We start from the raw sequence: 20,263 nt of genomic DNA on the forward strand, positions 1-20,263 counted from the left end.
ACCCTTGCGCGAGGAAATCGAGGAGCGTCTGCGGCGTACGGCCGTCGATCTCTTGGTAGAGCTGGATGGCACGTGGTCCACCGAGGACCGTGAGCAGTTCCTGAGCCTGGTGCTGGACCGGCTGAAGCGCACGGGACACCTGTCACGCCAATCCCGACCACGCAGCCAGTACGTCGCGCTCATGCTCTTGTGCATGAGGAGTCCGCTCACCCCGAACAACGTGCCTGACGGGCTGTCGTGCCTGGCGGCCGTCATCGACCTGCTGGATCCGGCCTGCCCCGAGTGTCTGCGAATGTATCGGCTCGCCGACGAATGGACAGCAGTGCGCCTCCTCCCGCCCGGGGTCACCGACTCCTGGGAGGTGGTGCAGGACGCTCTTCAGGCCATACGCCTGACCATCGAGGAACGCCGACTACTCGTGGAACGGGCGACCTCCTCCCTCTCCTCCGTACTTCCCAGGCACAGCACCACAGCATGGTCGGATTTCCTGCATGTGGCAGCCCGACACAGAGCTCCGGCACCCGAGCCGCCCTGGATGACCTACCTCAGAGCAGCCTCACCCCGGACCGACCCCGAGCATCAGCAACGGCTGGAGGCAATCCTCGAACGCGAGGCACCCGCGGCCGGCGGGCTCCCGCCCTGTCCACCGCCGCAGAACGCCCCGGCGGCCGCGCCCGCGACGAACGACCGGGAACAGGAAGGTTCGGTGCACGAGGACGCCGGACTCACACCAGGTGGTGGGACTCCTGCGATCTGGGGCAGCGTGCCTCTGCGGAACCCCAACTTCACTGGCCGCGACAGCTTGTTGGCAGTGCTCCACGAGCGGCTCCGAAAGAACAATGCGGCAGCCGTACTTCCCAGCGCGCTCCACGGCATGGGCGGAGTCGGCAAGTCGACTCTTGCGGTGGAGTACATCTACCGGCACCTCCGGGACTACGACGTCGTCTGGTGGATTCCAGCAGAACGCACCACGGAAATCACTCTGTCTCTGGCCTCCTTGGCTCCGCAGCTGGGCATCGATACGGGGGGCGAAGCCACGGCGACGGTGGCGAGGGTCCTGGAGGAACTCCGCCGCGGCAAGCCATACGGTCGTTGGCTGCTCGTGTTCGACAACGCGGACAACCCCGAGTCGGTCCGCCACTACTTTCCCTCCGGCGGACCAGGGGACGTCCTCGTCACCTCGCGCAATCCGCAATGGGCCGGAGTCGCCCCGCCTCTGGAGGTCGATGTCTTCCGGCGTGAGGAGAGCGTGGCCCTACTGCGTGGGCGAGGTCCGGAGATCACCAACGACGAAGCCGACCGGCTCGCGCAGGCACTCGGCGATCTGCCACTGGCCATCGTTCAGGCCGCCGCTTGGCGGGCCGAGACAGGGATGCCCGCCGACGAATACCTCCGACTCCTGGACGAGAAGCGGGTCGAGTTGCTGAGCCTCGCAGCCCCCCTCGACTACCAGCAGCCGGTCATCGCGGCTTGGAACGTCTCACTGGACCATCTGGAGTCAGAGAATCCCGCGGCCCTGCGGCTTCTGCAACTGTGCGCCTTCTGCGCACCGGAGGCCATCCCGCGCGACCTCTTCGTCAGCCATCCGGGGGGCTCCATCACGCCGGAACTCGACGCGGTTCTGCGGGACCCGATCCACCTCGGTCAGGCCATTCGGGCCATTGGCCGGTTCTCGCTGGCCCGGTGGGACTTCCCCACCAGGTCCCTCCAGATACACCGGCTGATCCAGGTGGCGCTGATATCACGCATGACGGAAAGTGAGCAACAGACCATGCGGCAGGGTGTCCACCTGCTCCTGTCGACCAATGACCCCAACGACCCCCACAACGCGAGCGACTGGCCGCGTTATGGCGAGCTGTACCCGCATGTGATCGTCTCCGGGGCGGTCCGGTCCACCGACCCGTACGTGCGGAAGTTGGTCATCAACCAGGTCATCTACCTCTTACGCTGGGGAAACATTGAAGCCGCCTTACAACTGGCCAGATCGGCCTACGAGTCCTGGCGAAGCGGCGGCGGGGAGAATGCCCCAGCGACACTGGAAGTGTCCAAGTGGTTGGGGGCCGCGTTGGCCAGCATGGGCCGTCATGCGGAGTCGGCGGCCGTCAACGCCCGCGTGCTGGACGCCTATCGACGCACCGTCGGTGAGGACCACGAGGACACCCTGGACGCATGGGGCAACGTGGCCATCGATCTCCGCGCCAAGGGCAAGTTCGCAGCCGCCTTGGAACTCTCCGAGTCAGTGCACCAACGCTATCTTCGGCTGCTGGGCCCCGACGATCCCGAGACCCTCCGCGCGGCCCACAACCTGGGCGTCAGCCTCCGCCTCTCCGGTGAGTTCGCACGCGCCCGCGAGCTGGACACGGACACCCTCCGCAACAAGACGACGACCTTCGGGCAGGACCATGTCCTGACTCTGGTGACGTGGCTCGGACTCATCCTCGACATCCAGGAACTGGACGGATACCAGACCGCCCTCACCCACCTGCGGGAGCTGACGGGCCAGGCGGCGCGGCTGCTCGGCCGCGACAACCCGCTCAGCCTCGCCGCACACCGTCATCTCGCTGTGACGCTGCGGCATGCAGGACGCTACGAAGAGGCGCTGGCTGTGGCAGAGCGCACCCGGGCCGGTGTCATCCGCAGATACGGGGAGAGCGGTCCGGAATCGGTGGCGTCGACGTTGACACTCGCGATGGCACTGCGTGAGGCAGGCAAGGTGCCCGCCGCCCACGATCTCGGAGCATGGATACACCGTCAGTACGCCGACATTTACGGCCCCGTGCATCCACACACGCTCTCGGCCGAGATGAACCTGGCGCTCACCCACCGCCTCCTCGGCGATGCTGAGGCCGCCCGCGCGGTGCACGAGCGGACGTTGGCGGACTTCAGCCGCGTTCTCGGCGCACGACACCCATCGTCGGTGGCATGCGCGATCAACCTGGCCAGTGATCTGCACGCCCTCGGCGAGTACTCGGCCGCCGAGACACTGGACGGCGGCACCTTGGCGGTGTCGACCGATGTACTCGGGCCGAATCACCCCTCGACGTTGGCCTGTGGCGTCAACCTGACCCTGGATCTGAGAGCACAAGGTCATCGGGAGGAGGCCGAGCGGCTACTTGCTGCAACCATGGAACGGCTCACGCGGGTGCTGGGAGCGGAGCATCCTCTCGTTCACCGCGTCCAGGCCCGGAAGCACCGCGTGGATTGCGGCATAGACCCAATGCCGTTGTGATGTCAGCGCACAGCATCACTCATCCTCCTTCAACGATCAGTCGATGCACGCGCTCGGACTCCGCGCTGCCTCCCGCGCACAACAGCACCGCCTCCCCCAACTCCCTCAACGCCCCCGGCCGTCGGGCGCAGGTGCGCAGGATGCTGATGGTGTCGAGGCGCGGGCGGCTGTGGCGCGGTACGGCGGCTCGGACGCCGATTCGGAGGAGACCGAGGATTTCCTCGCGGCCCTGGGGTTCGACGAACTCCTCGACCGCCAGGAGGGCGTCGGTCAGGGTGCGCAGTCGGTCGGGGGTCAAGTCGGGGGATACGGCGCCGTCGGGCTCGGGGCGGCCTCGGGACAGGAGCTGGCCTTCGTCGCCGTCCCAGGTGCGGGACCAGACGTAGGTGGGGGTCTGGGCCGCGAGCCCTTCGGCGCGCAGTCGGGTGAAGCGGTCCCTGAGGCGGTCCATCAAGAGGGCGGGGTCAGGTGGCCAGGCCGTGCCGATCGTCTTGTCGTCGGTGAGTACGGCCAGTGCCTCGCGGCTGAACAGGCCCGTCCCGGCGCCGGACAGGTTGGTCGCGGCCTCGCCCGGCCGGGCGGCGAAGAGGACCGCCTGGTCGCGTGCGGTCCGGGGCATCGGGGTGCCGTAGTCCTCGCGGGGCAGGTGACGGCGGGCGCGCCAGGGGTTGTGCAGCTGCTGGCAGGCGTCGACCAGCCAGATCTGGCGTGGGTGGCGGGGCGCCGCGCGGTAGTACGCGAGCAGCGCGTCGAAGTCGACGTTCAGCGGGTCGGATTCGGTGGCGTCCGCGTAGAAGAGGCGCCGTCTGCCCTCGACGTCGACGACGCCGTGGCCGCCCCACACGACCCACAGCAGTTCGCTCTGCGCCGCCGCAACCGTCCGCAGCAGAGTGTTGTGCACGGTGGCCCGGTCCGCGCCGAGGACCTCGTAGGGCACCTCGGGCACGGCGCCGGGCCGGCCGGGCGGCGCGGAGAGCAGTGCAGTGATCCGCTCGGGCGGCACACCCCGGTCGAGAAACCAGTCCGCGAACCGCAGCGCGTCGGACACCGGGCCGTCCAGGGCCCAGTGCGCCCCCGCCTCGTAGGCGTCCAGGCCCACTACGACGACGCTCGTTCGACGGGGATCCGCTTGCGGTAAGGGGGAGTTCATCCGCCCAGTGTGCCGCCCGAGCGGCCTCAGCGGGTCATCCTTGGTCCGCCACGAAGGAGGCCAGTCGGGTGAGCGCCGAGTTCCAGTTGATGGTGTGCTCGTTGGTCGACCAGGACTGGATGTCGTCGATGTAGCAGAACTGACCGACGCAGCCCTGGAGTTTGCTCTGTGCGTAGGGGTCCTGGATGCCGGAGTTCGGCCCGCCGGCCAGGGTGCCCTTGGGCGGGTTCGGCTGGTTCGGGTCGAGCTGGTGGGCGTACCAACGCGCGTGCTGGTTCTGCGCGTTGACCTCGCCGTAGCCGGTCACGTAGGAGATGTTGAGCGCGTTGCGGCCGAACAGGTAGTCCATGCTCTGCACCGCGCCGTCCCGGTACTTCGAGCCTCCCGAGATGTCGTACGCGGTGGCGATGACCACGGCGTTGTGGGCGACCTGGTGGTTGGAGCCCCAGTCGTAGAGGTTGCCGTCGGGGGCGTAGGGCATGCCGTACGCCTGCGACTTCAGGGTCGCCAGGTAGCGGTCGGCGCCCTTGATCACGGACTGGCGGACCTTGTCCCGGCCGGGCAGCTTGCTCGGCACGGTCGCCAGGTCCAGGCGGGCCGCGGCGGCCGTGCGGGCCCAGTCGTAGCCGGTGGCGCCGAAGATGTCGGCCGTGTGGACAGGTGAGTCGAGCACCCGGGCGGCGAACTCCCGCTCGCCGGTGGTGAGATACAGCTCGGCCGCCGCCCAGTAGAACTCGTCCGTGACGTTGTTGTCGGCGTAGGTGCCGCCGCCGATTCCGTCGCTCTCGGAGGCGTACCGGTCGGGATGGGCGAGCGCCGCCGCCCATGCCTTGCGCGCCGCCGACAGGGCCTTCGCGGCGAACTCCCGGTCGTAGGGCTTGTACAGGCGCGCCGCCTGGGCCGCCGTCGCCGCCAGGTTCAGGGTCGCCGCGGTGGACGGCGGATGCAGTTCACGCTTCTGCGGGTCGTCGCTCGGCAGCAGCGGGAGTCCGGTCCACTGCTCGTCGTGGATCTTGTGGTGGGCCATTCCGGCCAGCGGCTGTCCCTCGGGCACCTGCATCTTCAGCAGGAAATCCAGCTCCCAGCGGACCTCGTCGAGCAGGTCGGGCACCTTGTTGCCGCTCTCGGGGATGGCGAGGGTGTTGTCGCCCAGCCTCGCCGGGTCACCGGTGCGGGCGTGCAGGGCGCGCTCGTAGGTGCTGAGCAACTCCCATACCGAGATACCGCCGTTGACGACGTACTTGCCGTGGTCACCGGCGTCGTACCAGCCGCCGGTCACGTCGAGTGTGTAGTCGCAGACACCGGGCTGGCAGGGCACGGAGCCGTCGCCCTGGTTCGGTGCCACACCGACATGGCCCGCGGGGCGGGCGTACCCGGGGCGCAGGTCGTCCCGAATGGCGATGCCGCTGCGCTGGGTGTAGTAGTACTTCGCCGCGTCCAGCCGCAGCCGCTCGTAGACACCCGCGTCGATGTCGAAGGAGCGGCTGGTCTCGCCGTCGACGACCAGGGTGAGGCCGCTGCCGCGCTTGCGGTAGGCGCCGAAGTCGATGGAGTGGACGTTCTGGGCGGAGGAGACGTCGGTCCCGCGCGGCACGGTCCAGCCGCGGGCCACCACGGCCCCGTCGGCGGCCCGCAGTTGCCAGGGCAGCCGCTCGGTCGCCTCGGTGACGAGGGTGGCGTTCTTCGGCCCCGCGGGCAGATAGGCGACCTGGTTCACCCGGACCCGCGGCCCGGTGTCGGGCTCGTACGGCTCGGGCGCCACACCGCCCAGCAGCGAGGCGTCGTCCACGCAGAACCGCCAGGGGTCCGCGCTGCCGCCGACCTGGAAGGCGACCTGGCCCTGGGGGGTGTCGACCGGTGCGGTGAAGGTGTACGTGTAGGCGTTCCCGGAGACGCTCAGCTGCGGCGACACCTCGAAGTACGTGTCGTACGGCGCCGCCGACAGGCCGACGATCGCGCGCACCACGTGCCCCTCGGGCGAGCCGTTCGCGCGGAAGGAGAAGCGGTAGGACTCGCCCTTGACCAGGGCGATGTCGTTCTGGCCGATGGTGGCGTCCCAGCGGTTGGCGGTGCCGCCGGGGACGTCCGCGCAGAGGTGTCCGTCGGACAGTTCCGCGGTGACGTTGCTCGTCGTCCACCAGGGGTCGGTGGTGGTGTCGAAGGTGCCGTTCTTGAGCTGCTCGACCTCCTCGGCGCCGGCCTGCGTGGCGGGCAGTGCGGTGAGTCCCGCCGCGAGCAGGGCGGTCAGGGACAGGAGTGTCGTTCTGCGGCGTTTCACGTCTGGGCTCCTCGGGGGAGGTGCGGGTTACGCTCCCGTGGGAGCGCTCCCAGAAGCGGTCGGAGGCCATGGTTGTGGTCGGTGTGACGTGGCGTCAACGGTGCGGACGGGATGAATGTCGCCTGCGGGCGGGGGTCGCGTGTGCCTGTTTGGCGGATGCGGCGCCATCGTGGCTGGTCGCGCACACGCGGCGGAGCCGCACATCGATACAGCCCCGCACCCCTGGGGGAGTTCAGGTTGCCGGTATCCCCAACTTGCCGATCCGTACTGCTCGAGGGTCCGCTGCGTCGGTGTACGCGCCGGTCGGATCGGTGATCCCGCCCGGGTTGACCAGGGCGAACCGCCAGCCGTCACACAAAGGGACGACATGCCGCCCCGATCGGGCGCCCACGGCCGGCGCGGCCGTGGAGGCGATCAGAACCGATCTGCGAGTGACCGTCATGGCGGCTCTGCCTCATCAAGGCCCAAAACCACTCACAACTGATCGTGAACACGCAGATCCTAGCGGGGAGCAGCACAACATCGTCAAGGGTCAGGAGAAAGCGCTTGCGCTCGCTGTGGCACAACGGCCGGATTTCGACCTTGACCGTTCGACCGCCTGGACAAGGGTTCCCCATCCGTCCGGGGCCCGGACGCACTAGGCTGGAACGCACGTGACCACCGGTCACTGTGAGTGTCCGCGTTGGAGTGGCGACGATGACCCCGCACGACCCGATCGACGACGCCGCGACGGCTCGGGCCGTCATCGACGAGCACGGCACGCTGCTGGAGTGGAACGCCGGGGCCCGGCGTCTGCTGGGCTGGCCGGCCGCCGACGTCGTGGGCCGCCCTGCCGCGCAGCTGCTGGCCGACGGCCGCGTCCCCGTCCCGACGGGCCCGCGCTGGGACGGCACGCTGCCGCTGCTCCACCAGGACGGCCACCGGGTGCGGGTGTGGCTGCTCGCCCACCACCGGCTGCCGCGCGACGGCTCGCCCGGCCACTGGCTCGTGGTCACCCCGCTGGAGGCCACCGACGCCGACTCCCCCGACGATCCGCTGGGCACGGCCTCCCTCACCCAGTCGCCGTGCGCCGTCGCCGTCTACGACGAGCGGCTGCGGCTGCGCCGGATCAACGAGGCCATGGCCCAGGTGATCGGGCTGCCCGAGGAGCGCATCCAGGGGCTCCGGATCTCCGAGATCGGCGGCAAGGCGCAGAGCGAGGAGTTGGAGGAGCACATGGCGGGCGTGCTGGCCACCGGCCGGGCCCGGGATGTGCAGACGTACATGCGCGCCGGCGGTGAGGAGCGCGCGCACGCGTGGCTGGCCCGGATGGCGCCGGTGACCGACGGCGACGGCCGGGTGCGGGGCGTGTGTCTGGCCGCCCATGACTTCACCGAGAACTACCTCTCCCGGGAGCGGCTTCAGCTGGTCAACGAGGCGAGCGTGCGCATCGGCTCCACCCTCGACGTCACCCGGACGGCACAGGAGCTGGCCGATGTGTGCGTGCCCGCGCTCGCCGACTTCGTCAGCGTCGACCTGCTCGACCCGGACGGCGAGGGCACGGCCGCGTCACCGCCGGCCGACGCCCCGGTCCCGCTGCGCCGGGCCGCACACCGGTCGGTGAACCCGGGCAGCCCGGAGGCCGTGGTCGAGCCGGGGCATCTGGAGCTCTACCCGCCCCAGTCCCCGCAGGCGGGCTCGCTGACGGCGGGCCGCACCATCGTCGCCTCGGTGCCCTCCGGCGACGTGGACGCCTGGCTGAGCCAGGACCGCAGGCGCCGGGCACGCGTCAAGGAGTACGGCATCCACTCCACGATGTCCGTGCCGATCCGGGCCCGGGGCCTGACCCTCGGGGTCGCGGTGCTCACCCGGTTCCGGCGGCCGGATCCGTTTACCCAGGACGACGTCCTGCTGGCGGAGGAGATCACGGCCCGCGCGGCGGTCTGCGTCGACAACGCCCGCCGTTACTCCCGGGAGCGCGAGACCGCGCTCGCCCTCCAGCGCAGCCTGCTGCCGCGCGGGCTGCCGCGCACCCCCGCCGTGGACGCGGCCTCCCGCTACCTCCCGGCGGCCCGCTCCGGGGTTGGCGGCGACTGGTTCGACGTGATCCCACTGTCCGGGATGCGGGTCGCGCTGTGCGTCGGGGACGTCGTCGGGCACGGCATCCAGGCCTCGGCCACCATGGGGCGGCTGCGCACCGCCGTACGCACCCTCGCCGACATCGACCTGGCCCCCGACGAACTGCTCACCCACCTCGACGACCTGGTCCTGCGGCTCTCCGAGGAGTCCGACGGGGAGGGCAACCCGGGCGAGGTCGGCGCCACCTGCCTGTACGCCGTGTACGACCCGGTGTCCCGGCGCTGCACCCTGGCCCGGGCCGGGCTGCCGTCGCCCGTGATGGTGCCGCCGACCGGCGCCCCCCGCCGGATCGAGCTGCCCGCCGGTCCGCCGCTGGGCCTGGGCGGGCTGCCCTTCGAGTCGGCCGAGGTCGATCTGCCCGAGGGCAGTGTGCTGGCGTTCTTCACCGACGGTCTGATCGAGACCCGCGAGCGCGACGTGGACGCCAGCCAGGCCCTTCTTCTGGAGGCCCTGGCCGTCCCCGCCGACTCGCTGGAGGAGAGCTGCGACCGGATCCTGCACGCGCTGCTGCCGCCCGGCGGGGTCGCCGACGATGTGGCCCTACTGCTGGCCCGCACCCGGGGACTGCCCGCCTCCCAGGTCGCCACCTGGGACATCCCGGCCGACCCGGCGCTGGTCGGGCCGATCCGCAAGCAGGCCGTGGAGCAGCTCGACGCCTGGGACTTGAGCGGGGCCTCGTTCACCGCCGAACTGGTGGTGAGCGAACTGGTCACCAACGCGATCCGGTACGGCTCCCAGCCGATCCGGCTCCGGCTGATCCATGACGCGGCGACCCTGATCTGCGAGGTGTCCGACGCCAGCCACACGGCCCCGCATCTGCGCCGCGCCAAGACCTGGGACGAGGGCGGCCGGGGCCTGCTGCTGGTCGCCCAGCTCACCCAGCGCTGGGGCAGCCGGCACACCCCCAGCGGCAAGACGATCTGGGCCGAACTGAGCCTCCTCGACGAGGTCTGAACGGGCGTACGCTGTCCGCGTTTCTCCTGTCCTCGGCGGGACACCCGGGAAGTGACGAACCCTCAGGAGCGTGGAGAACATGGTGAACACGTCCTCGTCCCCGCACCGCGCCGCCCTGCTCGCGAGCGCCGTCGCCCTGCTCGGCGCCCTCACGGCCTGCGGCGGCGCCGACGGCACGGCGACCGCTCCCCGGCCGACGACGCCCGCGACGCAGGACCGGACCACGAGCCCGCCCAGCGCCTCCCCCAGCGAGCGGGCCACACCCACACCCACCCGACCGGCGTCGTCCCCATCGGCGGCCGGCGCCGTCGAGCCGACCTCCCGCTGCCGCACCGCCGAGCTGCGTGCCGAGGTCGGCCGGATGGATCCGGGCGCCGGGCAGCGGAACTTCCCGATCGTGCTGACCAACGCCTCGGCGCGCACCTGCACGGTGTACGGCTATCCGGGCGCCGCCTTCGTGGACGCCGCCGGCCGGCAGCTCGGCCCGGACCCCGAACGCGCTCCGGGCTCACCGAGCCGGGTGACCCTGGCGCCGGGCGACAGCGCCTGGGCCGGTCTGTCGTACTCCAGTCCGGAGATCAGCGGGGCGCGTACGGCCCGTCCGGCGGGGCTGCTGGTGACCCCGCCCGACGAGCGGAAGCCGATCGAGGTGCCCTGGACGGCGGGTGCGGTGCCGGTGTCCGGCAACGCGTCCACGGTGCGTCTGACGGTGTTCGCCCCCGGCTCGGGGCCCTGACGGTCAGTGGCGTCCGCCGCCGTGGCCGCCGCCCCAAGAGCCGTTGCCCCAGTCGTTGCCGTCGTCCCAGCAGGAGTACGGGTCCGTGGCGCAGGAGTCGCTGGGCGAGGGTGTCGGGGTGGGCGTCGGGGACGGGGACGCGGTGGCCTTCGGGGTCTTCGACGGGGAGGGCTTGGGCGTCGGCGCCGGTGGTGTGGTCGCGGGCGCGTCCCAGTTGACCGCCTGGAGCTGGAGTTCGGGCTTGGAGGTGTCGATCACCCAGCGCTGGGCGGAGTCGTCCTTGCGGGTCTTGAGGACCAGGGCGCCGGAGCCGTCGGTGGCGGCGGGCGTCAGGGCGAGGTCCTGGTCCCAGCGCGGGACGAAGGTGCCCTGGAGGGTGAAGTCGTAGCGGACCTTGCGGTTGTCCGTGCAGGACAAGAGCCGTACCGAGTAGCCGAGCCCGGAGTCCAGGCACAGATCGGGCTCGGCGGCGCTGCGCAGCAGGCCGTCGGTCTCGTAGACCCACTGCTGTCCGGCCTGCGGCGAGCACTTCGCGAGTTCGGTCTCGGCGCCCTTGACGGCCTTGCCGCCGACGACGCCGACGCACAGCCCGGAGGCGAGGTTGTGCAGCCGCCCGGTCAGCGTGCCCTTGGCCGCCTCCTTGGCGCCGGCCCACGACGGACTGGTGGGCGCACGGCTCGCGGAACCGGCCGCCTCGGTCCTGCCGCCCTGGCCCGTCGGGGCGAGGTCGTCTTCGGAGCCCAGGGCTGCCCACAGCACCAACGGGACCAGGACCAGAGCGCCGACCGTCACCACGGCCACCGTGAGATTGCGGCGCCGCACGGCACGCCGGGCCGCCTTGCGGGCGGTACGGCTGCATGAGGCGCGCGGGGCGGCCGGGGGTGCTCCGGGCAGATGGCCCGCGCCGAAGTCCTCCCCCATGACGGCCGCCACCTCCTCGGGCGCGCTCGCGTCCTCGGCGCTGAGCGCCCGGGACTCCACGTACTCGCGGGCGCCCCAGCCGAGCACCGCCTCGGCGAGGGCCAGGCCCAGGCCGTGGTTGAAGCAGTTCAACTGGTCGGCGGTGTCCAGGCAGTGGCGGCAGTGGTCGAGGTGGCCGCGCAGGTCGGGGTCGACCTCGATGCCGCCACGCCGATAGGTGACGTCGAGCAGCCGCAGGTACTGACGGCACTCCTGGTCGGGGGCGAGTTCGCGGTGGACCTGGAGGCACTCCTCGCGCAACCGGTCGCGGGCACGGCCGAGTTCGACGCGTGCGCCCGCCTCGTCCAGGCCCAGCAGTGCCGCGGGTATGTCGAGCGGTTCGGCCTCGACCTCGGTGTGCCAGAGCAGACAGCGGGCCGACTGGGGCAGCCGCTGGAAGGCGCCGGACAGCAGCCGCCGGTGGGCCGGGGGCAGCAGCCGGGCGACGGCGCGCTCTCCGTCCGCGGCCTCGGCGAGCAGCGCGGGATGGAGGAGTTCGCGTCGCTGGTCGGTGTCCCACTCCCCCGCGACGCGCCGTACGGTGACGAGGAGTTGGGGACGCCACGCCGAGGTCGGTCCGGTCTGCCGCAGGGTCTGTCCGAAGAGCCGGGTGAACGCCGCGGTGGTGAGCATTCCGGCGGCACGGGCCGTGCTGGTGCACAGCCGGGCGTAGGCGAAGCCCGCCGCCCAGTGCCGGTCGAGGAGTTCGCCCACCGGCTGGAGCGCGGGCGACGCGCCGGTCCACTTCTTGAGTTCGGCGCTCAGTTGCGCGTCCGTCAATTCGAGGGGCTGGGCGTTTCCTGCGGAATTCGGCGAGCCTGCGTCATGCACGGCGGCATTCCTCCGGAGGGCATGCGGCATTCGATGGTCCATACCAAGGGGTATGCTCCGGGCGCGCCTCTTCCGAAGTCTGCGACACAAGGGAGCGAGCCACACCTTTGCACAGGTCAGCAGCGCGGAACAAGACTTCCCGCGGTTTTGTGCATTGAGTGCGCGGCACATGGAATTGAACTTGTGTCAGTAAAGGCCGGCGACGTATCGCAGTCGGGCGGGACAACCGTATTCAATAAGCGTCGGCGGGCTCCCCCCGAACCATTGGCCAGGCGCGTTCAGCCAGTCGTACGGCGGGAAATCACGGCGTCTGTGTCCCTGAGGCCGTACCGCCAACCTTTGGGCCGTCGGCCCGGTAGGCGCCGGGCGGTGTGCCGTAGCGGGCGCGGAAGTCGCGGTTGAAGTGGAAAGGGCTGGCGAATCCGGAGGCCGCCGCGACGCGTTCCACGGACAGGTCGGTCACCTCCAGCAGCCGTGCGGCGTGTCGCAGTCGCGCCTCGCGCAGCGCGCGCATCGGCGACTGGCCGAGCTGCTGGGTGAACAGGTGGGCGAACCGGGAGGGCGACAGGGCCACCTGCCCGGCGAGCGAGACCACCGTGTGCGGGGCGCCGGGGTCGGCCGCGATCAGCGCCTCCGCGCGGCGCACCCGGTCGTCGACGCCGGGTGGGGGCGCCGCCGTGCGCGCGGTGGCGGCGGCCAGCAGGACGGCCTCCTCCAAGGCGCACAGGGCGAGTTCCCGGGCCGCGGAGCCGTGCGCCACGGCCACCCGGTCGGCCTCGTCGCCGCGCTCGGGCGGCGCCCCGCTGCCGGTCCAGCGGGCGTCGGCGAGCATCCGCCGGAACGCCGCCTCGATCCGGCCGTGCGGTGCGTCCGGGGTGAGTGAGACGACGTGCAGCCCGTCCCCGGCGGCGTACGGGCGCAGCCAGGACTGCCAGGTGGGGCGCGCCGGGCAGTGCGCCCACCAGAACCGCCAGTGGCGGGCGCCGGGTGCGACGTCGTAGCGGTGCCGGACGCCGGGGGCGAGCACGACCAGGTCGCCGGCGGACGCCCGGGTCGCGGCCGCGCCCTGGCGCACCTCGCCGTGGCCGCCGGTGGTCCAGGTGAACAGCCAGCTGTCCGCTCCGGCGGGCCGGTGCACGGCGTACCCGGGCGGCTGGTCGAAGCGTCCGACGACCACCAGGCCGGGCGGCGGGGCCGGGTCACCGGCAGCTGTCTCGGGCAATCCGTCAGCACACATGGGCATCCTCCTGGGACGGGCGTCGGCCTAGCGTGACGTACGAACGGTCCTCGACCGAAGGAGTGCACACATGACAGCCATGGACATCACCGCCGGGCTCCGGCGGTTCCGTGAGGACGGGTTCATGGTCGCGCGCGGGCTGTTCGGGTACGACGAGGCCGACCGGCTGTGCGAGCGGTTCACGGCGCTGCACGCGGCGGGTCCGGTGCCGGGGCATTTCGAGCCGCGCGCGGCGGACGGTGACCCGCTGCGGGCGTATCCGCGGGTGATGCAGCCGCACGAGATCGACGCGTTGGCGCTGCGGACACTGCTCGATCCCCGACTGCGCGCGGTGCTGGAGGAGCTGCTGGGCGAGGAGGTGCTGGCCGCGCAGAGCATGTTCTACTTCAAGCCGCCGGGGGCCCGCGGGCAGGCGTTGCATCAGGACAACTTCTATCTTCGGGTCGAGCCGGGCACCTGTGTGGCGGCGTGGATCGCGTGCGAGGCGATCGACCGGGAGAACGGCGGTCTCGAAGTGGTGCCCGGCACGCATCGGATGGAGCTGTTCTGCCCCGAGGAGGCGGACCCGGGCGCGTCCTTCGCGCGGGAGTACGTCGCCCCGCCGCCGGGGCTCCGGGCGGTGCCGGTCGACATGGCGCCGGGGGACGTGCTGTTCTTCAACGGCAGCCTGGTGCACGGCTCTCAGCCCAATCGCAGCGCCGACCGGTTCCGGCGTTCGTTCATCGGCCACTATGTCGGGCGGTCGGCCGAGCGGATCGGCGGCTACTACCGGACGCTGTCGATGCGGGGCGAGCCGATCGCGCTGCCGGAAAGCGCCGGAGCGGGTCCGTGCGGCACCGAGTTCACGGCACCGCACGGGCCGCACTAGATCAGTGGCCCACGATCGGGCGGGCCGTGTAGGGCTGCTCCAGTTCCTCGATCTCCTTCTCGCTCAGGGTCAGTTCCACCGCCGCCACCGCGTCCTCGATGTGCCGCGGCTTGGGCGCGCCGACGATGGGTGCCGCCACCGTGTCGCGGTGCAGCAGCCAGGCCAGGGCGACCTGGGCGCGGGGCACGCCCCGGTCGTTCGCCACCCGGGTGACCGCCTCGACGATGGTGCGGTCGCTCTCCTGGTAGAGGCGGCTGCCGAAGTTGTCGCCCGCGCTGCGTTCGGTGACGGTGCCCCAGTCGCGGGTGAGGCGGCCCCGGGCCAGCGGGCTCCACGGCAGTACGCCCACGCCCTGGTCCGCGCAGAGCGGCAGCATCTCGCGCTCCTCCTCGCGGTAGAGGAGGTTGTAGTGGTTCTGCATGGAGACGAACTTCGTCCAGCCGTTCCGCTCCGCCGTGTACTGCATCTTGGAGAACTGCCAGGCGTACATCGAACTCGCCCCGAGATAGCGGACCTTGCCGGCCTTCACCAGGTCGTGCAGCGCCTCCATGGTCTCCTCGACCGGGGTGTGCGCGTCGTAGCGGTGGATCTGGTAGAGGTCGACGTAGTCGGTGCCGAGGCGGCTGAGGCTGTGGTCGATCTCCGCCATGATCACCTTGCGGGAGAGGCCGCCGCCGTTGGGTCCGGGCCGCATCCGGCCGTGCACCTTGGTGGCCAGCACGATCTCGTCGCGGCGGGCGTAGTCGGCGAGCGCCCGTCCGACGATCTCCTCGCTGGTGCCGTCGGAGTAGATGTTGGCGGTGTCGAAGAAGTTGATGCCCGCCTCGACCGCCTGGCGGATGAGCGGGCGGGAGGCCTCCTCGTCGAGTGTCCATTCGTGCACGCCTCGGTCGGGCAGCCCGTAGGTCATGCAGCCCAGACAGATCCGCGACACGTCCAGGCCCGTCGAACCGAGCTTCACGTACTGCATCGTTGCTGCTCCTGCCTTCGGGGTCGCTACCAGGGGGAGCGTACGTACGGAACGCGCGGCGCGCATTGCTGCCCGCAGGTGACCGTGCGGCGTGGGAGCGTCCGCGCGCCGGGGCCGCTCCCCCATCCTCGGTACGGACGACCGGCGTCCGGCCGGTCGGGACCGTCCCGGGAGGCACGCGATGCGGACACGTCCGGCCAGGCTGAGGACTCTGCTGGGGGCGGCCGCGCTGCTGCCGCTCGGTGTCGTGGCGCCCGCGTGGGCCGTACCGGATCCGCCGTCGGCGGCGCCGGTGGAAGGTCCGGCGACCCTGTGCGCGCCCGCCGGGGTCCTGTCCGGGCCCGGCGGGCAGCGCGCCTCGGTGTCGCTGTGCCTGGGCAGCGGTACGCCGATGATGGCGGTCTCGGCGCCAGCGACCTGCCGCCGGGCCGCCTCCCCCGCCCGTCCGGCGTGTCTGACCTCGGGCACCTGGACGGCGCGCCGGGACGGTCAGGTGGTCGCCGCCGGCACGCTGCCCGGCTCGCGGGAGTATCCCGGCCCCGGCACCTACGAGGTCGAGGCCGACGTCCAGGTCCGCTCCGATCCCTCGGGCGTGGATCTGCACGGCACGGTCCGGGCCACCCTCACCCTGACCGCGCCCAAGGCGGCGCCCACGCACCGGGTCGAGGTCGACCGGGGCACGCTGCGCCGCGGCACGGCGACGACCCTGACGTACACCGTTGCGCGCGACAGCGAACGGGGCGACGGCAGCGCCCGGTTCGGGCTGATCGGGGAGGAGGCGTCGGGGGCGGAGCTGACCACGGACGACGCCCGGTGCGTCAATCCGTTGGTCGGCCGCCATCCCTCGACGGCCCGTCAACTGTTCGCCCTCGACTGTGCCCTGACGGACCTTCAGCCGGGCCGCCCGGCCACCGTGGTCGTCCGGATCGCCCTGCGGGACACCTGCTCCACGGTGGTGTCCAAGCTGGGCTACTGGATCCCGCAGGGCCAGGCGCTCTACACCGGGGGCATGCTGGCGGGGCCCACGGTGGACTGCGTCTAGGGCGTCGCCCGGGGGGATTCGACGACAGGCCGACTAGGCCCGGTCCAGCAGGTCCAGGGCCCGTTCCCAGCCGAACTCCGGCCGTCGGCCGTCCTCTTGGGGCTCACCGGTGTACGGCTCGCCGAAGCGGACGCCCATCCCGCGCAGGCGCTCCAGGCTCTCCTGGTAGGCGGGGTGGGCGGCGAGCGCGTCGGCCACGCAGGGCAGGGCGGCGACCGGGACGCCGAGGCCGTAGGCCTCGCACAGGGTGGCCACGGCGAGGGTGTCGCCCAGGCCCGCCGCCCACTTGTTGACGGTGTTGAAGGTGGCGGGCGCGACGACGACCGCGTCCGGCGGCGGGAAGGGCCGCGGATCGGCGGGGGTGCGCCAGGCGGAGCGGATGGGGCGGCCGGTGAGCGCCTCGACGGCCGCCGTGTCGAAGAAGCCGTTCAGCGCGGCGGGCGTCGCGATGACCCCGACCTCGAAGCCCCGCTCCTGCGCGGCGGTGACGAGTTTGCCCACGCCGGAGGCGATTCCGGCGGCACAGACGACGACGTAGAGGAAGGGTGCTCCGGCCTGTTCGGTCATCCGAGCACCTTACTGAACGGGCAACGGCTCCTCCCCGCGCGAGCCGTGGATGCGGCGCTCGTGCTCCTCGATGCGGACGTCGTTGATGCTGGCCTCGCGCCGAGTCATGAGCCCGCGCTCGTCGAACTCCCACAGCTCGTTGCCGTACGACCGCCACCACTGGCCGTCGGCGTCCTGGCACTCGTACTGGAAGCGGACCGCGATGCGGTTGCCGTCGAAGGCCCACAGGTCCTTGCGCAGGGCGTAGGCGCGCTCGCGGGCCCACTTGGCGGTGAGGAACTCGACGATCGCGGCGCGGCCGGTGAGGAAGGTGTCGCGGTTGCGCCAGACGGAGTCCTCGGAGTAGGCGAGGGACACCTTGTGCGGGTCGCGGGTGTTCCAGGCGTCCTCGGCGGCCTGCACCTTGCGGGCCGCGCTCGCGGCGGTGAACGGCGGCAGGGGCGGGCGTTCGGTCATGTCGACCTCCGTGAACGGAAGGGGAGAACGTGCGTTCTCCGGGTGGGCTGCTACCGTAGGAGAACGCCCGTTCTCACGTCAAGGAGAGACCGTCCATGGACAGCGCGACCGCCCGGGAGCAGGCACTGGACGCCGCCGAGGAGCTGTTCTACGGCCAGGGCATCCAGTCCGTCGGCATGGACGCCATCCGCGGCGCCTCCGGGGTCTCACTCAAGCGGCTGTACCAACTGTTCCCCGCCAAGGAGCAGTTGGTGGAGGCGTATCTGGAACGCCGCGACGTTCGCTGGCGCGAGCGGCTCGCCGCCCATGTCGCCCGGACCGAGGACCCCGAGGAGCGGATCCTCGCCGTCTTCGACTGGCTGGAGCGGTGGTTCGGCGAGGACGGCTTCCGCGGGTGCGCGTGGATCAACTCCTACGGCGAGCTGGGCGCGACCTCGGAGCGGGTGACGGCCCAAGTCCGCGCCCACAAGCAGGCGTTCCGGGACTACCTCGCCTCTCTCGTGGCCGACGCGGGGCGGCCGGACGAGCTGACCGGGCCGCTGTTCCTGCTGGCCGAGGGCGCCATGGTGACCGCCGGCATCACCGCGAGCACGCGGCCGGCCGCCGAGGCCAGGGACGCGGCCCGGCGGCTGCTGGAGTCCTGCTGAGGTCAGGCCGCCGCGAGCGATGTCACCGTCGCGCGGGCACGGGCCAGGGAGTCCTCGGCCAGCGAGGTGAAACCGGCCAGGTGCGGCATCCGCGGAGCCATGGTCAGTTCGGCCGCGACGAGGTGGAGGTTCTCCGGAGCGACGCCGAGGTTGGCGAAGTAGGCCTTCAGGTACGGCGTCTGGAAGTCGTCGTGCTCGCGCGGCGTGCCCGGCCCGTAGCCCCCGCCCCGCGCCATGACCGCCACCACGCGCAGCTCCCCCAGCAGGCTCTCGCCGGTGTCCGGGTCGGTGAACGCGCCGGGGAAGGTGACCCGGTCGATCCACGCCTTCAGCGCGGCGGGGACGGCGAAGTTGTACATCGGCACCCCCAGCAACAGGGTGTCGGCGGCGCGCAGTTCCTCGATCAGGGGCAGGGTCAGCGCCCACTCCCGCTCCTCGGCGGGGCTCTCGACGAGCGCGGACACCTTCTGCGGCGCGACCATGCCGGCTCGCTGGACGCGCCGGCCGAGGGTGGCCTGGGCCGCGGCCAGCGGAGGCACCGGCTCCGCGCACAGGTCGCGGTGGCGGTGCCGGCCGGTGCCGTGCGCGGCGCGCCAGGTGGTGGCGAACAGCGCGGTCAGCCGCCGGGTCACGGAGTCGGCGTCGGTGTCGGCACTGGAGTCGATGTGCAGCAGGTTCATGGTGGTCACCTCTGTGCGGCGGGATACGTCACAGGGGTGACGGCACACGGCGAGGAAAGGTGACCCATGGCCGGGGACGAGGCGCTGGCGCGGCGGTTCGAGGCGGAGCGGGGGCGGCTGCGGGCCATCGCCCACCGGCTGCTGGGCTCGCCCGACCAGGCGGACGACGCCGTGCAGGAGGCCTGGCTGCGGCTGGTCCGCACCGGTGACGACGGCATCGAGAGCCTGTCGGCCTGGCTGACCACGGTCGTCTCCCGGATCTGCCTCGACATGCTCCGCGCCCCCTCGGCACGGCGCGAGGAGCCGTTCGGGGAGCGGCCGCCGGAGCGGGGCGCCGCCGCGGGCGGCCCGGAGGACACGGCGGTCCTCGGGGACTCGGTGGGGCTCGCCCTGCTGGTCGTCCTGGACCGGCTCGGCCCGGCCGAACGGGTCGCCTTCGTGCTGCACGACCTCTTCGGCGTGCCCTTCGACCGGATCGCCCCGGTCGTGGACCGCTCCCTGCCCGCCGCGAAGAAGCTGGCCAGCCGCGCCCGCCACAAGGTGCGGGGCACACCCGTGGTGCACGGCGCCGAACTCGACCGCCACCGACGCGTCGTCGAGGCGTTCCTGGCCGCCGCGCAGGGCGGGGACCTGGGCGCGCTGCTCGACGTCCTCGCCCCCGACGTGGTGCGCCACGCGGACCCCGCGGCGCTTCCGCCCGGGATGGCACCCGAGCTGCGCGGCGCCCGGGCCGTCGCGGAGGGGACGGTCCTGCTGCGGGACCGCTCCCGGTACGCGGCGGTGGCCCTCCTCGACGGCCGGGTCGGCATCGTCGTAGCCCCGCACGGGCGGCTGCGGGTCGCCCTGACGGTCGGTGTCGAGGGCGAGCGGATCACCGCGTACGAGGTGATCGCCGACCCGGAGCGGCTGCGCCGTACCGAGGTGGCCGTCCTCGATCCGGCCGGGCTCGGCGGATAGGTGGATGAAACGCGCACGCATCTGTGTTGTGGGAGAAAGCCAGTCGCGGAACACGACCGATGGGACGATGCCATGCCTCTTGACGGCGAGTACGAACCCAGCCCGACCCAGTGGGTGCGCGAGCAGGTGGAGCTGTACGAGAAGTCCGGCGGCACCGAGGGGACGACGCTGCGCGACACCGGGCTGCCGGTGATCCTGCTGACCACGCGGGGCGTGAAGAGCGGGAAGATCCGCAAGACGCCGCTGATGCGGGTCGAGCACGAGGGCCGGTACGCGGCGGTCGCCTCGCTGGGCGGGGCGCCCAAGCACCCGGTCTGGTACCACAACGTCAAGGCCGATCCCCTGGTGGAGCTCCAGGACGGGGCGGGGAAGCGGGACATGACGGCCCGTGAGGTCACCGGTGCGGAGAAGGCCCAGTGGTGGGCGCGCGCCGTCGCGGCGTATCCGCCGTACGCCGACTACCAGCAAAGGACCGAGCGGGAGATCCCGGTGTTCGTGCTGGAGCCGGTCGACGGGGACTGACCGACCGCCGCGGAAAATCTTCGCCCCGGGACGCATGAACCCGCGTCCGCCGGGCACCCGA

The 20,263-nt window shown here is 71.9% G+C and carries 16 protein-coding genes; 8 read left to right on the forward strand and 8 right to left on the reverse strand.

The genetic code is table 11. From position 1 onward, the window contains the following. Positions 1-4 precede the first annotated feature (4 nt). The gene (fxsT, locus tag BN159_RS05045) at positions 5-3,229 is read left to right on the forward strand and encodes an FxSxx-COOH system tetratricopeptide repeat protein (RefSeq protein WP_015655832.1); all 3,225 of its coding nucleotides are present in this window, start codon (positions 5-7) and stop codon (positions 3,227-3,229) included. A gap of 19 nt (positions 3,230-3,248) precedes the next feature. Here the strand turns inward: fxsT and BN159_RS05050 are convergent, their stop codons facing one another. Further along, complete coding sequence (locus BN159_RS05050; RefSeq protein WP_157901075.1) at positions 3,249-4,379, reverse strand: effector-associated domain 2-containing protein; 1,131 nt, start codon at positions 4,377-4,379, stop codon at positions 3,249-3,251. 34 nt (positions 4,380-4,413) lie between these two features. After that, positions 4,414-6,657: a glycoside hydrolase family 9 protein gene (locus tag BN159_RS05055; protein ID WP_015655834.1), complete on the reverse strand. Its 2,244-nt coding sequence runs from the start codon at positions 6,655-6,657 to the stop codon at positions 4,414-4,416. Between the two features lie 696 nt (positions 6,658-7,353). Between BN159_RS05055 and BN159_RS05060 the strand changes: the two genes are divergently transcribed. Both BN159_RS05060 and BN159_RS05065 read left to right on the forward strand, forming a co-directional pair. Next, positions 7,354-9,729, forward strand: coding sequence for a SpoIIE family protein phosphatase (locus BN159_RS05060; RefSeq protein ID WP_015655836.1), 2,376 nt, complete (start codon positions 7,354-7,356; stop codon positions 9,727-9,729). Between the two features lie 79 nt (positions 9,730-9,808). After that, on the forward strand, positions 9,809-10,465 hold the full coding sequence (locus BN159_RS05065) for a DUF4232 domain-containing protein (RefSeq protein ID WP_015655837.1): 657 nt from the start codon (positions 9,809-9,811) through the stop codon (positions 10,463-10,465). Positions 10,466-10,468: 3 nt separating this feature from the next. On the opposite strand, the gene BN159_RS05070 is transcribed toward BN159_RS05065, so the two are convergent. Both BN159_RS05070 and BN159_RS05075 read right to left on the reverse strand, forming a co-directional pair. Continuing rightward, positions 10,469-12,256, reverse strand: coding sequence for a ricin-type beta-trefoil lectin domain protein (locus tag BN159_RS05070; RefSeq protein ID WP_015655838.1), 1,788 nt, complete (start codon positions 12,254-12,256; stop codon positions 10,469-10,471). A gap of 301 nt (positions 12,257-12,557) precedes the next feature. Next, positions 12,558-13,493, reverse strand: coding sequence for a helix-turn-helix domain-containing protein (locus BN159_RS05075; RefSeq protein ID WP_015655839.1), 936 nt, complete (start codon positions 13,491-13,493; stop codon positions 12,558-12,560). A gap of 70 nt (positions 13,494-13,563) precedes the next feature. Between BN159_RS05075 and BN159_RS05080 the strand changes: the two genes are divergently transcribed. Further along, on the forward strand, positions 13,564-14,361 hold the full coding sequence (locus tag BN159_RS05080) for a phytanoyl-CoA dioxygenase family protein (protein ID WP_015655840.1): 798 nt from the start codon (positions 13,564-13,566) through the stop codon (positions 14,359-14,361). Between the two features lies 1 nt (position 14,362). Here the strand turns inward: BN159_RS05080 and BN159_RS05085 are convergent, their stop codons facing one another. Beyond that, the gene (locus BN159_RS05085) at positions 14,363-15,331 is read right to left on the reverse strand and encodes an aldo/keto reductase (protein ID WP_015655841.1); all 969 of its coding nucleotides are present in this window, start codon (positions 15,329-15,331) and stop codon (positions 14,363-14,365) included. 181 nt (positions 15,332-15,512) lie between these two features. On the opposite strand from BN159_RS05085, the gene BN159_RS05090 reads away from it, so the two are divergent. Next, complete coding sequence (locus BN159_RS05090; RefSeq protein WP_015655842.1) at positions 15,513-16,373, forward strand: hypothetical protein; 861 nt, start codon at positions 15,513-15,515, stop codon at positions 16,371-16,373. Positions 16,374-16,406: 33 nt separating this feature from the next. Here the strand turns inward: BN159_RS05090 and BN159_RS05095 are convergent, their stop codons facing one another. Both BN159_RS05095 and BN159_RS05100 read right to left on the reverse strand, forming a co-directional pair. Beyond that, on the reverse strand, positions 16,407-16,940 hold the full coding sequence (locus BN159_RS05095) for a flavoprotein (RefSeq protein WP_015655843.1): 534 nt from the start codon (positions 16,938-16,940) through the stop codon (positions 16,407-16,409). A 9-nt stretch (positions 16,941-16,949) separates the two neighbouring features. Continuing rightward, positions 16,950-17,396 carry a nuclear transport factor 2 family protein gene (locus tag BN159_RS05100; RefSeq protein WP_015655844.1) on the reverse strand — a complete coding sequence of 149 codons (447 nt, stop codon included), beginning with the start codon at positions 17,394-17,396 and terminating at the stop codon, positions 16,950-16,952. Positions 17,397-17,491: 95 nt separating this feature from the next. On the opposite strand from BN159_RS05100, the gene BN159_RS05105 reads away from it, so the two are divergent. Next, entirely contained in the window at positions 17,492-18,043 is a 552-nt protein-coding gene (locus BN159_RS05105; protein ID WP_015655845.1) for a TetR/AcrR family transcriptional regulator, read from the forward strand. 2 nt (positions 18,044-18,045) lie between these two features. On the opposite strand, the gene BN159_RS05110 is transcribed toward BN159_RS05105, so the two are convergent. Further along, positions 18,046-18,723, reverse strand: a complete 678-nt coding sequence (locus tag BN159_RS05110; protein ID WP_015655846.1) for an FMN-dependent NADH-azoreductase — start codon at positions 18,721-18,723, stop codon at positions 18,046-18,048. Between the two features lie 66 nt (positions 18,724-18,789). Between BN159_RS05110 and BN159_RS05115 the strand changes: the two genes are divergently transcribed. Both BN159_RS05115 and BN159_RS05120 read left to right on the forward strand, forming a co-directional pair. Continuing rightward, complete coding sequence (locus BN159_RS05115) at positions 18,790-19,680, forward strand: sigma-70 family RNA polymerase sigma factor (RefSeq protein ID WP_015655847.1); 891 nt, start codon at positions 18,790-18,792, stop codon at positions 19,678-19,680. A gap of 72 nt (positions 19,681-19,752) precedes the next feature. After that, the gene (locus BN159_RS05120) at positions 19,753-20,202 is read left to right on the forward strand and encodes a nitroreductase family deazaflavin-dependent oxidoreductase (protein ID WP_015655848.1); all 450 of its coding nucleotides are present in this window, start codon (positions 19,753-19,755) and stop codon (positions 20,200-20,202) included. Positions 20,203-20,263 lie beyond the last annotated feature (61 nt).

The sequence above is a fragment of the Streptomyces davaonensis JCM 4913 genome (assembly GCF_000349325.1).
Lineage (GTDB): Bacteria > Actinomycetota > Actinomycetes > Streptomycetales > Streptomycetaceae > Streptomyces > Streptomyces davaonensis.

Coding starts and splice junctions, on each gene's coding strand:
- BN159_RS05050 (WP_157901075.1), bottom strand. CDS start 4,379: ATGAACTCCCCCTTACCGCAAGCGGATCCCCGTCGAACGAGCGTCGTC.
- BN159_RS05060 (WP_015655836.1), top strand. CDS start 7,354: ATGACCCCGCACGACCCGATCGACGACGCCGCGACGGCTCGGGCCGTC.
- BN159_RS05065 (WP_015655837.1), top strand. CDS start 9,809: ATGGTGAACACGTCCTCGTCCCCGCACCGCGCCGCCCTGCTCGCGAGC.
- BN159_RS05075 (WP_015655839.1), bottom strand. CDS start 13,493: ATGTGTGCTGACGGATTGCCCGAGACAGCTGCCGGTGACCCGGCCCCG.
- BN159_RS05080 (WP_015655840.1), top strand. CDS start 13,564: ATGACAGCCATGGACATCACCGCCGGGCTCCGGCGGTTCCGTGAGGAC.
- BN159_RS05085 (WP_015655841.1), bottom strand. CDS start 15,331: ATGCAGTACGTGAAGCTCGGTTCGACGGGCCTGGACGTGTCGCGGATC.
- BN159_RS05090 (WP_015655842.1), top strand. CDS start 15,513: ATGCGGACACGTCCGGCCAGGCTGAGGACTCTGCTGGGGGCGGCCGCG.
- BN159_RS05095 (WP_015655843.1), bottom strand. CDS start 16,940: ATGACCGAACAGGCCGGAGCACCCTTCCTCTACGTCGTCGTCTGTGCC.
- BN159_RS05100 (WP_015655844.1), bottom strand. CDS start 17,396: ATGACCGAACGCCCGCCCCTGCCGCCGTTCACCGCCGCGAGCGCGGCC.
- BN159_RS05105 (WP_015655845.1), top strand. CDS start 17,492: ATGGACAGCGCGACCGCCCGGGAGCAGGCACTGGACGCCGCCGAGGAG.
- BN159_RS05110 (WP_015655846.1), bottom strand. CDS start 18,723: ATGAACCTGCTGCACATCGACTCCAGTGCCGACACCGACGCCGACTCC.
- BN159_RS05115 (WP_015655847.1), top strand. CDS start 18,790: ATGGCCGGGGACGAGGCGCTGGCGCGGCGGTTCGAGGCGGAGCGGGGG.
- BN159_RS05120 (WP_015655848.1), top strand. CDS start 19,753: ATGCCTCTTGACGGCGAGTACGAACCCAGCCCGACCCAGTGGGTGCGC.